General features: G+C 37.3%; 13 protein-coding genes. 9 read left to right on the plus strand and 4 right to left on the minus strand.

Annotated elements, in window-relative coordinates:
* The first annotated feature begins 7 nt into the window (after positions 1-7).
* The 5 genes from A5819_RS07010 (at position 8) to nagA (ending at position 4,290) form a co-directional block, all read left to right on the plus strand.
* Positions 8-1,438 (plus strand): amidohydrolase, encoded by a 1,431-nt coding sequence (locus A5819_RS07010; RefSeq protein WP_086277895.1) that lies wholly within the window; start codon positions 8-10, stop codon positions 1,436-1,438.
* A gap of 141 nt (positions 1,439-1,579) precedes the next feature.
* Complete coding sequence (locus tag A5819_RS07015) at positions 1,580-2,068, plus strand: hypothetical protein (protein WP_254907234.1); 489 nt, start codon at positions 1,580-1,582, stop codon at positions 2,066-2,068.
* Positions 2,069-2,384: 316 nt separating this feature from the next.
* A complete protein-coding gene (locus A5819_RS07020) occupies positions 2,385-3,155 on the plus strand; it encodes a DeoR/GlpR family DNA-binding transcription regulator (protein ID WP_086277897.1) in 771 nt (256 codons plus the stop codon).
* Positions 3,152-3,598, plus strand: a complete 447-nt coding sequence (locus A5819_RS19720; protein WP_254907235.1) for an amidohydrolase family protein — start codon at positions 3,152-3,154, stop codon at positions 3,596-3,598. The genes A5819_RS07020 and A5819_RS19720 overlap by 4 nt, the downstream gene beginning before the upstream one ends.
* Complete coding sequence (gene nagA, locus A5819_RS19725) at positions 3,577-4,290, plus strand: N-acetylglucosamine-6-phosphate deacetylase (protein ID WP_254907236.1); 714 nt, start codon at positions 3,577-3,579, stop codon at positions 4,288-4,290. The genes A5819_RS19720 and nagA overlap by 22 nt, the downstream gene beginning before the upstream one ends.
* 353 nt (positions 4,291-4,643) lie before the next feature.
* On the opposite strand, the gene A5819_RS07030 is transcribed toward nagA, so the two are convergent.
* Positions 4,644-5,447 (minus strand): MerR family transcriptional regulator, encoded by an 804-nt coding sequence (locus tag A5819_RS07030; protein ID WP_086277899.1) that lies wholly within the window; start codon positions 5,445-5,447, stop codon positions 4,644-4,646.
* A 131-nt stretch (positions 5,448-5,578) separates the two neighbouring features.
* On the opposite strand from A5819_RS07030, the gene A5819_RS07035 reads away from it, so the two are divergent.
* Entirely contained in the window at positions 5,579-6,097 is a 519-nt protein-coding gene (locus A5819_RS07035) for a ClbS/DfsB family four-helix bundle protein (protein WP_086277901.1), read from the plus strand.
* Between the two features lie 177 nt (positions 6,098-6,274).
* Here the strand turns inward: A5819_RS07035 and pgmB are convergent, their stop codons facing one another.
* Together pgmB and A5819_RS07045 are read right to left on the minus strand one after the other, a co-directional pair.
* Positions 6,275-6,925, minus strand: coding sequence for a beta-phosphoglucomutase (gene pgmB, locus A5819_RS07040; RefSeq protein WP_086277903.1), 651 nt, complete (start codon positions 6,923-6,925; stop codon positions 6,275-6,277).
* Between the two features lie 21 nt (positions 6,926-6,946).
* Positions 6,947-9,655 (minus strand): glycoside hydrolase family 65 protein, encoded by a 2,709-nt coding sequence (locus A5819_RS07045; protein WP_086277905.1) that lies wholly within the window; start codon positions 9,653-9,655, stop codon positions 6,947-6,949.
* A gap of 206 nt (positions 9,656-9,861) precedes the next feature.
* Here A5819_RS07045 and treR point away from each other — a divergent pair, with 206 nt between their 5' ends.
* Genes treR through A5819_RS07060 form a run of 3 tightly spaced genes read left to right on the plus strand, consistent with a single transcriptional unit; the run spans position 9,862 to position 11,843 of the window.
* Complete coding sequence (gene treR / locus A5819_RS07050; RefSeq protein ID WP_086277907.1) at positions 9,862-10,575, plus strand: trehalose operon repressor; 714 nt, start codon at positions 9,862-9,864, stop codon at positions 10,573-10,575.
* A gap of 34 nt (positions 10,576-10,609) precedes the next feature.
* Positions 10,610-11,395, plus strand: a complete 786-nt coding sequence (locus A5819_RS07055; protein WP_086277908.1) for a sulfite exporter TauE/SafE family protein — start codon at positions 10,610-10,612, stop codon at positions 11,393-11,395.
* 16 nt (positions 11,396-11,411) lie between these two features.
* On the plus strand, positions 11,412-11,843 hold the full coding sequence (locus A5819_RS07060; RefSeq protein WP_086277910.1) for a GNAT family N-acetyltransferase: 432 nt from the start codon (positions 11,412-11,414) through the stop codon (positions 11,841-11,843).
* Between the two features lie 499 nt (positions 11,844-12,342).
* On the opposite strand, the gene mscL is transcribed toward A5819_RS07060, so the two are convergent.
* A complete protein-coding gene (gene mscL, locus A5819_RS07070) occupies positions 12,343-12,792 on the minus strand; it encodes a large conductance mechanosensitive channel protein MscL (RefSeq protein ID WP_086277914.1) in 450 nt (149 codons plus the stop codon).
* Positions 12,793-12,813: the final 21 nt, after the last annotated feature.

Here is a 12,813-nt window from a genome sequence, read left to right on the forward strand (position 1 = left end):
CATAAGAATGGATGCAAAACAACAAATTTCACAATTAATCGATGCAAAGAAAGACCAATTTATCACAGCGGCAGATCAGATTTGGGGCACACCGGAGACGAGATTTGCGACAACTGAATCTGTAAAACCCTTTTTAGAAATTTTAGAAAAAGAAGGTTTTTCAATTGAGAAAGGCGTTGCCAATATGGAACATTCTTTTGTTGCAACGTATGGCAGTGGCAATCCTGTTATTGGGATTCTAGCAGAATATGACGCGCTAGGAAATCTAAGTCAAGTCGCTGACCTAGGCGAGCAAAAAGCAGAAAATGACGGGGGCAATGGACATGGCTGTGGTCATAATTTACTAGGGACAGGTGCTTTAGCGGGGGCTGTCGGTGTCAAAGATTTGATGGAACAAGAAAAATTAACGGGCACAATTAAATTATTTGGTTGTCCAGCTGAAGAAAGTGGCTACGGTAAAGCTTTCATGGCTCGAGATGGCGTATTTGATTGTTTGGACGTTGCACTTTCATGGCATCCAATGGATACAAGTATGGCTTGGGGCTTGAGTAGTTTAGCTGTTTATCAAATCTATTATAACTTTAAAGGGATATCCGCTCATGCCGCCGCCGCTCCTGAACAAGGCCGCAGCGCATTAGATGCAGCAGAATTGATGAATATTGGCGTACAATTTTTACGTGAACATATCATTGATGAAGGTCGTGTTCACTACGCATTTATGGATGCTGGCGGTGAGTCTGCCAATGTGGTTCAGCCAACTTCAAGCTTATACTACTTTATCCGCGCACCAAAAATAGAGCAAGCAGAAGAAATCTACAAACGTGTGAATAAAATTGCCGAAGGTGCAGCTTTAATGACAGAAACAGAGCTTGAAATCGTATTTGATTCAGCTTGTGCCAACTATTTACCAAATCAAGCAGTAACAACTGCTATGTATGAAAACTTAACAGAATTTGGAAACATGAACTTAACATCAGAAGATCAAGAATATAGCCAAAGATATTACGATAGCTTAAATGATGCAACTAAAGCAGGTTTAGTAGCCAGAGCAAGACAAAGTAATCCAACAGCTAGCGAAGAAGAGATCAAGCGCCTTGGAACGATGCCAGTCTTAGATCAAATCGCACCATTGTTCTTTACAGATGCGACTTCTGGTTCTACAGATGTGGGTGATGTTAGCTGGGTTTGTCCAACAGCTCAAGTGTTGATTGGATGTGAGCCTCAAGGAACGCCACCTCATTCATGGCAATGGGTTGCGAATGGCAAATCATCAGTAGCCCATAAAGGATTGTTGGCAGCTGGTAAAACGATTGCCACAACTGCGTATGACCTGTTGACTAATCCTGAGCTAGTTGCAAAAGCAAAAGCAGAACACTTTGCCACAGTTGGTGGTAAAAAGTATCAATCAGCGATTCCGGCTGATGTAATGCCTAAATAAAAATACTTGATTAGAGAGGTTAGAGGAGAAATTCATCAATGGATGTATTTTTTCTTTAATCTTTTTGTCGTTCCATAGCCATTTTTTATTGCGAAATATAGTATGCTGTGTTTATAAATTGTCACAGACAGGAGCAACCACATGACGAAAATGGAACGTCCAGATGAACGTAAAGCGCTGGAAATTCTTAGAGAAGTAGACCCTGAAAAATACCAAGCAGCAATTCTTCTAGGTAAACCAGATATTCAAAATCCTAAGCAAAACATTGGTGTAGAAGTCACCCAATCATTAAAAGAAAGTGTTTTGAAAGCATTAAAACTTGATGGAACCAATGTACATAACGATGGACAAATCCTTGAAAGTATTAAAGAAAGATATGGGAATGATGTCCTTAGAATCAGTTTGCCATTACCAGATAGTACTAAAAAAGCAATCGCTATTTCAATCGCAAATTGGCACTCATTGTTCAACTTGATCGAAGCTTACGATAATAAAGTGGAAAAATTGCAAAGTGGTAACTATAAGCTATATCAAGAAAATAACTTATTTATTTTTGTATTTGGGGAAGATGAAAAAAGTATCGAGCAACTCGCAAAACATATCTATCGAAATCAGACGGGTAGACAATAAGATTTTGTGTATGTTTATAGTCAACCCAATTTTTATAGGATCGATCGCCAAATGAATATAGAGATGAAAAGACTGTCTGTTTAGAGGTCTTTTTTTATTTAAACTTACAATAACTTAAAAAATAACACGAAAAACTTATTAATATGCAAAAATGATTTTATTTGCTATACTCAAAATAAAGTTATCTAGCTTTGTGAGCTGTTCTCTTGGGAAAAAGATGAAAATATAATGAGGCAAAAAGCACCTCAATTAGAATTTCCTATTTTTCTGTCAGAGTTGAACGAGCCCGCTACGCTTTTAAATTAGGAGGTAGCTTATGAATCAAAAAGAACGTATCGCTAAAATTTTAGAGTTACTGCAAGAAAAAGAAAAGCTAGATGCAGCTGAATTAGCTGATTATTTCCAAATCTCTAAAGACAGCATTCGCCGAGATATCTTATTGATCGTCAATGATGGATTAGCTGATCGATATCGTGGCGGTATTACATTGCCAATTATCAAAACGAAAATCGAAGATTATTCTAAGCGTTTAGTAATCAATAGCCAAGAAAAACAACTAATTGCTCGTGAAGCAGCTCAGCAAGTTTTGACGGATCAAACGATTTGGTTAGATGTTTCAACAACTGTGCAATTTATTGCAAAAGAGCTCACCAAAGAAAATGTGCTGATTGTTACAAATTCGATCGACAATGCAATATCGGCAACGCAAGTAAATGCCCAACAAGAGGTTTATTTGCTTGGGGGTTATTTCAATGCTAACTCTCATTTACTGCATGGGACATCGCTCATTACGCAATTAGCTAATTTCTACTTTGATATTGCGTTTATTGGCGCATCAGGTATCAATGAAACAGGACTGTTTTATTCAGAATTAGAAGATATTGAATTAAAACAAACAATCATCAAAAATGCTAAACGGACATGCGTTTTGCTCGACAGTTCTAAAGTTAGAAATACATCCAATTTTAAATTAGATTTCTCAGATATCGATTTGATCATTACAGACAAACCATTACCAGAAACGATCACCGCACAGTTAAGTGAAGCTGATGTCCAAATTATGCTTGTAAAAGGTGGAAAAAAATGAAAACATTAATCCAAAATGTAACGATAAGCAAGGAAACAGGCTTAGAAGTGGTTGATATTCTAATTGAAAATGAAACAATTACAGAGATAGAACGCTCTGACAAACAAGCCTTTTCTAAAGAAGTCACGGACCAACAGCTGGATGGACAAAGTCAGCTACTGATTCCAGGAATGATCGATGTCCATATTCATGGTGCGAATAATTTTGATATGATGGATGGTACGACAAAAAGTATTCAAGAAGTATCAAAAAAATGCTTAGAAACGGGCTGTACAGGCTTTTTAGTTACTTCAGTTACGTCTTCTTTAGAAGCTTTGTTGACCATGATCGACCGTACTAAAGAAGTGATTGGACATGAAGTGGGCGCAAAAATTTTGGGAATTCACTTAGAAGGACCCTATTTAAATGTTAAAGAAAAGGAATGCAGGATCCAAACTATTTAAGAAACCCTGATTTAAACGAAATGGCGACTATTTTTGAACGGGCTGGCAACTTGATCAAAATGGTTACAATAGCACCAGAATTACCTGGTTGTTTGGAACTGATTACTTATTTAAAAAAGAAAAATGTTGTAATCGCAATTGCTCATTCTGATGCAACCTATGAAGAGGCTCAAACAGCTTTTCAACATGGTGCAACACATATCACCCATTGCTTTAATGCAATGCCACCAATCCATCACCGGGCACCAGGTTTGGTTACGGCAGCTCTTGAAAATGATGCAGTTAGTGTTCAGGCAATCATTGACAGAATTCATCTACATCCAGGAATCGTCCGACTGTTGCATAAAATAAAAGGTGCGGACGGTATGGTGTTGATCACGGATGCGTTACAGGCGATGGGCGTGGGAGATGGTCTGTATGAATTTGGAGGTCATCAGGTCACTGTTGAAAAGGGCGTTGCACGTTTAAAGGATGGCACGTTAGCATCCAGCACAGTCACAATGAATGAAGCACTTAAACTAAGTGTAGAGATGGGGATCCCGTTAGATGATGCAATCAAAATGGGTGCAACGACTGCGGCGACTATTTTAAATGAGCAAAAGCTTGGGAAGATTGCTGTAGGCTATGATGCTGATTTAATTCTTTTGGATGAAGACTTTAGAGTAGTAAGGACCGTCTTGAAAGGAGGTTGAGACAGAAGTGTTTAATTCCGAGAAATAAGAAGGAATTCACGAAAATTGCCAAGAATCACAGTAAGTTTACGAATTGATGATGATTGGTACCTACTTGGTGTTTTTCAAATTTTTGTGACCAGGTAGGTACTGTGCAACATCAACTCGTTCCTCATTCTGTTTTACAGCAATCTCAGCTTATTTCCGAAGGAGTTGCTTTTGCATCTACGGTTCTCGTTTCACTATGATCCTCGAAGCATGGAGGACCGTTTACTCCCACCGTTTATTCAGACACATTATTTTTATAACAAAGAAGCGCATGAGAAAGCTTAAGCTCATGCGCTTCTAGTCAGTCGATAGGTCACTGATTTAATTTATTTTTCTAGTCTATTTATCGGGTAACAAACTTCGGTTATATAAAGTTCTTCCTGTTCTTCAGTCGCTGGGCTAGAATGATAAATAGTAAAGATAGTTCCAGTAAGTTCATACTCATTTACTTTCAGCCAATTCTCCATATCCGCATGAACCGTTGGCATAGTAGCATAAGAACCATTGGTCACGACAGAAGCAATCAAACCAGGTGAGAAGATTTTAGTCTTTGGGTAGACGTGTTTAAGCATTTCGGGAATGCTGATCATGACTTCGATTTCTATATTACCAGAAGCACTGTTATGAAAGACTGCAATCGATTGACCCAGTTTAGATAGGTCTTCTGTCCGTATTGTAGAAAAGAGTTGTTGCCAAAGCTGTTCCTCTTCGTAATAAGAGGTAACTTTTTGACGATAAGTAAGTACGCGTAAATCATTCATTTTTTTTGTTTCTACGGGATAATTCATCCCCACTTTTTCAGAGGATTTCTTTTTTTCTTCTAGCCAATCTAAATAAGTAAGTTGCAGCTTTTTTTCCGCTAATTCAGTTTCAAGTTTTTTTCGATGATTGGCTAAGTAGTCTGTTTGATCGTCCTCATTCTCTAGAAGTGTTTTGATTTCTTTTAGTGGAATACCAACATTTTTTAGTGAAAGAATTCGATTAGCCTGATTGATTTGTCCAGCTGTATAATAGCGATAATTATTTTCTTGGTGGATGATCTCGGGTTTTAACAAGTCCAGTTTGTCGTAATGTCTGAGCATACGTGGACTAATAGTTGTTAGTTGAGAGAACTCGCTGATTTTAAACATATTTTTGCTCCTTAGAAGAGTGAGTCAGTTTTTATTAGTATACTATTTTTTATTTGCGTCTGCATGCTTGACTTTAACATTATGGTAAGGTTTAAAATAGAACCAGAGGATGACATGAAAGGAGTGCAATTATGCGTACATACGAAAATAAACAGGAATTGATCGCTGAAATCAAAAAAAGATATGAGAAATATGATGCGGAGTTTGAACAAGTCTCTGAAACGTTAAAAAATAAACGAATTGAAGAGGTAGATAAAACACCTTCTGAAAATTTATCTTATCAGCTTGGTTGGGTGAATTTGATTTTGCAATGGGAAAAAGAGGAACAGGCTGGAAAAATAGTAGAGACGCCCGCACCAGGTTATAAATGGAATAATCTTGGTGGGCTGTATCAGTCTTTCTATGAAAAATATGGTCAGTACAGTATTGCTGAACAAAGAGTCATGCTGAGTGAGTCTGTCAATGAGCTTTGCATATGGTTGGAGTCACTTTCTGATGAGGAGTTATTTGAGCCAGGTCAACGAAATTGGGCGACAACAAAAGCTATGTGGCCAGTTTATAAATGGGTTCATATCAATACGGTGGCACCATTTACCAACTTTCGGACAAAGATTCGCAAATGGAAAAAAGTGGTTTTAACAGCATCGTAAAAAAACGAGTTTAGGATAAAAGTTGGTTCTCTATTTGCTAAGCACGTTAATCCCGAATAAACGGTGGGAGCAGAAACAGCCCCTTCGGAAATAAGCCAGCATTCACAAAAATTTGAAAAGCAATTTTCGTGAATGCTGGCTTATTTCTCGGGCCTGAACACTTCTGTCCCAACCTCTTTATTGGTCAATCAATTGTTCTACATCTAATTCAGTCATTGAAGCAACTTGCAAATCAGCACCAATTAAAGTTTCTGTCGCAGAAAGCCCAACTGCATACATTCCGGCGGCTTTGATTCCTTCGATACCTGCTTGGGCGTCTTCAAAACCGACGGCATCTTTTGGTTTGACGCCTATACTTTTAGCAGCCTTGACAAATATTTCCGGATCGGGTTTTCCTTTTATCAGTGTTTCGGGGTCAACAATATGTCCGAAGAACTTAAGAACACCTAATTTATCTAAAATCATCGGAGCATTTTTAGAGGCTGAAGCAATCGAACAAGGAATAGCATGCTCTTTTGCTTGGACCAGAAAATCGTGAACACCTGGCAGTAAGTCTGCCTCAGAAAGATCGGCCAAGAGTGTAACATACTTATCATTTTTCTTTTGAGCCAACACTTCTTTCTCTGTAGTAGTAAATTCGTTTTCCTTGTGTCCATAAGCTAGAATTTTATCCAAAGAATCCATCCGGCTGATGCCTTTTAATGTTTCGTTGAAGGTTTCATCGATCGTGATACCTAATGTTGCGGCTAAGTTTTTCCAAGCAATATAGTGGAATTTTGCAGTATCTGTAATGACACCATCTAAGTCAAAAATAAATCCTTTTTTCATGTGTATGCTCCTGTCTGATCGTTAATAAGTAATCACTTTTTCTTTATCTGCTGTTAATTGGTAAGAATGATTTTTAACCATTACCGTTGTGTCCTGTGAGGAACAAATTTGAACGGTGTTTTTTGAAATAGTTAGCTGATAGTGAATCCCTTTGTGGTCAAGATTAAAGCGCATGTCAGTCCATTTTTTTGGTAAGTTAGGTTGGATCGTTAGTTGTTTCTTTTTAATATCGACCCCAGCATAAGTAGTTAAGGTAACATAAATTGTTGCAGCCATTACACCAGTATGGATTCCTTCCGCGGTTGTCCCACCTTGAATATCCTGATAATCAGAGTACAAAGCTTCTTGATATAAAGTCCAAGACAAATCGTGAAAGGCAACTTCTTCGGCTAATTGGGCATGAACGATTCTTGAGAGGGTTGAACCATGAGACGTTCTATTTAAGTAGTATAATAGATTTTTCTCAAGATAATCTGTAGGTAGATCATAGCCAAGTTCCTCTAAGATTTCATCTATTTTGTCTTTATTTAAATTATAGAACAACATTAAAGTGTCGGCTTGCTTTGAAACTTTATAATCATCAGGTGACAGACCTTCGGCTTTTAAAATACGGTCCATTCGGTAAATGTTGCCATACTTTTCTCTTGCTTGCTCCCAATCGATTTCTTTTAAATCAAAGTATCCTTCATATTGAGCAATAATCCCGTCTTCATTGACTTCGATGGATAAACGTTTGCGAATATCTTCCATTTTTTTTAAATTTTCTTGCGTAGTTTCTGTTTTAGAAAATAATTCTGTTTTTTCTTGCGTATTTAATAGTGAAAGGATGTTTTCCAATTCTTCAAATAACCAAACAACCATCAAGTTTGTATAAGCGTTGTTTTTTAAGCCGCTTTCAGTGCTGTTAGGATATGCTTCGTGAAATTCATCTGGACCCATGACGTTAGCGATTGAGTAACGCTGCGTAGTTTCGTCCCAAGTTGCTGCACTACGCCAGAAATTAGCGATCTCTAACAACATTTCTGCACCGTACTGTTTGATAAAGCAATCATCACCAGAATTATTCCAGTACATCCAGACATTGTAAGCAATTGCTAATGAGACGTGGCGCTGAAGAACACTATGATCTTCACCCCATTCACCATTTAATGGATTCAAGTGTAGTTTTTGTGTATCTTCACTACCATCCAAGCCGGACTGCCAAGGATACATAGCTCCCTCGTAATGATTGTCACGAGCATTTTCTTTCGCTTTCCCTAAACGGTTATAGCGATACATTAAAAGCTGCTTCGCTGTTTCTGGGAAATGAAGGATATAAAAGGGCAAGATAAAAATCTCATCCCAGAAGATATGACCGCGATAAGCTTCGCCGTGCAAGCCGCGAGCTGTTACAGAAACATCTAAATCATTGTTATTAAACGGAGAGGCAGAGACTAATAAATGATAGGCGTGGATTCGTAATAATTTCTGTGACATTAGATCCTCTGAAATTTGAATATCTGATTTTTTCCATAAGGTTTCCCAAGCACTCTTACTTTCAGCAAATTCTCTGTCAAAAGAAGTCGCAAGTGAAGGGGGATTTTCCCAACTTTGTTCGGCTATTGAAGCTGTGACCTGAACATGCTTTTCAAGCGTGTAGATGTTATTTTCTTTGGCAGTAAAAGGAATCGTTTGCTCGATGCTTTCTTTGCAAATAGTATTTTTGATAGCAGCTGTATCAAAAAAATCACCTGTAATAGTAGCAATTTGTCGAACGTTTATTTTTGATTGATTGGTTTCGATCTCAATCATTGATTTATTTTTTTCTGCAAGTAACTGTGTAATGTGGAAGTGCTTTGCGGTTAAATTACGATAGCGTTCTACGTTGTAATTGTAGACTGAGCCATCAGTTGTTGTTTTGACTATGATTTTTTTAGAAAAGTTCAATGGTTGAATCGAATAGCGGATACTATAATGATTTTTTTGAGCCATATTGACAATTTTCTGTGCAGTAATTTTTAATTGATGTTGATGTGAGTCTTCAATGATCATATGAGAAGTGAACAAACCTGTTTTTAGGTCCAAATTTCGGTGTAAATAGTGTAAAGTGGCATTTTCTAAATGTAGCCATTCGTCTGTTCCAGCTATCTGAATACTAAAATATTGATTATTCGGTGTGTTGACAAAATCTTCATTTTCAACGAGTTGACCTGCGACTTCGGATGTTTCTTCATTATAGAGTCCTGCGATGTAAGTAGCGGGGTAATGGTCTTTGGAAAGAGTCATCTCAGGTATTGTGCCGCGCAAACCCATAAAACCATTACCGATAGTCAATAATGATTCAACAGAATATTCTTCTTTGCCTGGTGTATAACCAAAATAGTCTAGATTCCAGGTTAAATAATCGGATTTCTTTTTGAATGCTGCGGCTAAATCAGTCTCTTGGCTCACTTGTGAGGCTGTTAGGATCGGGATATTTAATAATTCTGAAAATTGTTTAGTAAGATTCTCAAGGCCAGCATTTAATAATGATACTTGTTTATTTTTAGTATAAAATTCAGGTGTGATAGCGTTAAAAATAGCTCCTGCCACAGTTGGAAATTGCTCTTTGATTTGTGCAGCTAAGACTTCTCCCGTTTGGGGAAATTCAAAATCAGAAAAGGCGAGTGTTTGCTCTAAGAGTAAATGTTGCTGATCTTTTGCTTGAACATGTAAAGCGTTTGGTCTAAGTGTAAGGGATAAAAAATTCATTTTAATACTCCTAACTAAAATTTATTTCAACTTGTATAGACATGTTTGTGTTTTCGTTTACATTATAGTATGGATTGCTTGTAAATACAAGTGCTGAGGTCAAAAAGAATTGGTGGGGATTCACTGCTTACTTAGTGAGAATGCTATTTTTTTAGGCGAGAATATGCTATCATTTTCTTTGAGTATCCTAGGGTGGAGGGATGGACATGAATAAGTTTCATGATATATTTTTAGAGCTTGAAAAAGGGATTTTAGAAGGTAAGTATCAACCAGGAACATTACTTCCAAGTGAAAATCAATTGGTTGAACAATATTCAGTTTCACGTGAAACTATACGTAAAGCCTTGAATTTACTGATCAATGCTGGTTATATTCAAAAGAAACAAGGCAAAGGTTCGATTGTTTTGAATGTTCGTAAGTTTGATTTGCCGATTTCTGGTGTGATCAGCTATAAAGAATTACAAAATGCACAGCAAATCCATAGTGTAACGAGAGTTGTGGAACTACAAGAAGCGCAGGTCAGTGAAGCTTTAGCACGTTTGACAGGTTGGAAAAAAGGCGCTGCTGTTTGGCGATTAGTTAGGCAACGGGAAATCGATGGAGAAGTGGTTATTATTGATATCGATTATTTATTAAAAGAAATCATTGAAATCTTGCCTAAAGAGCGTGCGGCGGATTCAATTTATGACTATTTTGAAAACGATTTAGGTTTAGCAATCAGCTATGCTCAAAAAGAGATCACAGTCGAAGCTGTGACAGAAGCGGACCAAAATTTGATGGATATCCATGGTGATACCCATGTAGTGGTTGTACGTAGTGTGGTAAGTCTAGAAGATACACGTTGTTTTGAATACACAGAATCCAGACATAGATTAGATAAATTTAAATTTGTCGATTTTGCTAGACGAAGAAAAGCTTAAGGAAAAACTGATTATTTCTAGGAGATGAAAAACTGTGTATATAGGAATCATTTATTTTATTGTCATTATTTTAGCGAATACGGTTGGCGCGATTTCAGGAATGGGCGGCGGTGTCATTATCAAGCCTGTGTTGGATACACTGCATTTTCATTCGCTCGCAGCAATTTCTTTTTATTCCAGTGTGGCTGTTTTTACGATGTCGATCGTTTCAACAATGAGGCAGCTGAAAAATGGGTTGAAGTTGCAAATTCCAATTGCGATATTTGTATCTTTAGGCTCTGTAGTTGGTGGGATTTCAGGAAATACAGTGTTTGAGTCATTATTGCGGCTATTTTCAGATGAAAAATATGTTCAGTTAGTTCAAATCATACTGACGATTGTGACGTTGTTGTTTGCGTATTTCTATACAAAAATAGGTAATGAATGGTCATTAGAACTATCACGCCCTGTTTGGTACGTGATAGTTGGGTTGTTTTTAGGATTCATTTCCACCTTATTAGGAATCGGTGGCGGACCGATCAATGTGGCTTTATTGATGCTGTGTTTTGGCATCCCAATCAAAGAAGCCACTGTTTATTCGATCGTAACGATTTTCTTTTCACAGGCAGCAAAATTAGTAACGATCGCGCAAGTTACTGGTTTTGAACGCTTTGATCTATCAATTTTGTTGTATGTGATACCTGCGGCTATTGTGGGTGGTTTTGTGGGAGCATTGATCAGTGGGGAAATTTCATCTGAACGTGTAACGCAAGTTTACCAAGTAGTGATTCTGCTAGTATTGTTATTAAATTTATGGAATGGAATTCAATTATTTGTTTAATTAGGGAGGGTTCAGGATGGATTATCACGCGAAAAAGTTTACAGAACTAACAACGAAAGAATTTTTTGAAATAGTGAAACTGAGAATTGCTGTTTTTGTAGTTGAACAAAATTGTCCTTATCAAGAGGTGGATGATGCGGATGAACAAGCATGGCATACTTGGCTACAAGAAGGATCAGAAATTGTTGGTTATACCCGGATCATAGATAAAGGTGATACAGTGACCTTTGGCAGAGTATTGATCAATCCAGTTTATCGTGGGAAAAAATTAGGAAATAAGCTTCTAGAAGAAACATTAAAAGTAATAAAAGATAATTATCCAGAGCGACCAATAATCATTGGGGCTCAAGCGCATCTTACAGATTTTTATGGTGCTTTTGGGTTTGAAGAGGTTTCTGAAGTATACCTAGAAGATGATATTCCTCATGTAGAAATGAGGAGAAGCTAAATAAAAAAAGTTGATCTTCATGAAATTGAAGATCAACTTTTTTTATTAAAATAGCAACTAAAACTGTGGGTCATTAAACGCAGTTACATAATGTAGAAATAAATATCCAAGCCAAAGTACACCTAATAAAAATACAACTCGAGCGAGCCAACTTACCTTTAAGTTCAATTGCCAACCCCCTTTTAGGAGTGCAAAACCGATAGCGCAATTAAAAATAAGAGTTCCCACACGTGGGTAGCTACTTTTCAAAATTACTTCTCCAACGAAAAAACCAAAAATCAATACGTAGATAGAATAACTATCTTTAGCCCAACTTTCCCCCGTACCATTTTCCCTCCTAATTGTAATGTATAAATTTGGTATACAATAATGACTGCGTAAGGGTATACGTTTCAAAGCAAGATAATCCAATCTTTTCGTTATTTCATATCAAAAAAACTCTTCCTAACAATGCGAAAGCATTTATAGGAAGAGTTAAGTTTGTTTGTGTTGATCAATGTTACTCTTTAGTGTTTTCAGTAGTTTCTTTCATGACACCAGTTGCTTGCGCAGTATTTTGCGCCGCTAACAAATCACGGATTTGTCCTAATAAGTCATCTGTTGTAGGACCACTGACTTCCTCTTCTGCAGCTTCTGGTGTTTTCTTCATTTTGTTAACAGCTTTGACAATCAGGAACAAAACAAAAGCGGTAATTAAAAATGTAATAAGTGCACTAATGACATCGCCAATGTTGAACGCTACGCCTTTCACATGAAAAACTAATGCACCGAGTGCATCATCTGCGCTTTTTTCTCCAGTAGTCAATACGAAGACTAAGCTAACGAGTGGTGTAATCAAACCATTAACGATTTGTGTCACGATCGCTGTAAAAGCAGAACCAATCACAACCCCAACTGCTAAATCAAGCACATTTCCACGCATAATAAATTCTTTAAATTCTTTGATCATAAGTCTAACCTCCCTTTCTCA

It is taken from the genome of Enterococcus sp. 7E2_DIV0204, assembly GCF_002140855.1.
Classification (GTDB): Bacteria; Bacillota; Bacilli; order Lactobacillales; family Enterococcaceae; genus Enterococcus_L; species Enterococcus_L lemimoniae.

What these genes read in the sequence shown, in the direction of transcription:
- A5819_RS07010 (WP_086277895.1), top strand. Translation starts at nt 8, where the DNA reads ATGGATGCAAAACAACAAATTTCACAATTAATCGATGCAAAGAAAGAC.
- A5819_RS07015 (WP_254907234.1), top strand. Translation starts at nt 1,580, where the DNA reads ATGACGAAAATGGAACGTCCAGATGAACGTAAAGCGCTGGAAATTCTT.
- A5819_RS07020 (WP_086277897.1), top strand. Translation starts at nt 2,385, where the DNA reads ATGAATCAAAAAGAACGTATCGCTAAAATTTTAGAGTTACTGCAAGAA.
- A5819_RS19720 (WP_254907235.1), top strand. Translation starts at nt 3,152, where the DNA reads ATGAAAACATTAATCCAAAATGTAACGATAAGCAAGGAAACAGGCTTA.
- nagA (WP_254907236.1), top strand. Translation starts at nt 3,577, where the DNA reads ATGCAGGATCCAAACTATTTAAGAAACCCTGATTTAAACGAAATGGCG.
- A5819_RS07030 (WP_086277899.1), bottom strand. Translation starts at nt 5,447, where the DNA reads ATGTTTAAAATCAGCGAGTTCTCTCAACTAACAACTATTAGTCCACGT.
- A5819_RS07035 (WP_086277901.1), top strand. Translation starts at nt 5,579, where the DNA reads ATGCGTACATACGAAAATAAACAGGAATTGATCGCTGAAATCAAAAAA.
- pgmB (WP_086277903.1), bottom strand. Translation starts at nt 6,925, where the DNA reads ATGAAAAAAGGATTTATTTTTGACTTAGATGGTGTCATTACAGATACT.
- A5819_RS07045 (WP_086277905.1), bottom strand. Translation starts at nt 9,655, where the DNA reads ATGAATTTTTTATCCCTTACACTTAGACCAAACGCTTTACATGTTCAA.
- treR (WP_086277907.1), top strand. Translation starts at nt 9,862, where the DNA reads ATGAATAAGTTTCATGATATATTTTTAGAGCTTGAAAAAGGGATTTTA.
- A5819_RS07060 (WP_086277910.1), top strand. Translation starts at nt 11,412, where the DNA reads ATGGATTATCACGCGAAAAAGTTTACAGAACTAACAACGAAAGAATTT.
- mscL (WP_086277914.1), bottom strand. Translation starts at nt 12,792, where the DNA reads ATGATCAAAGAATTTAAAGAATTTATTATGCGTGGAAATGTGCTTGAT.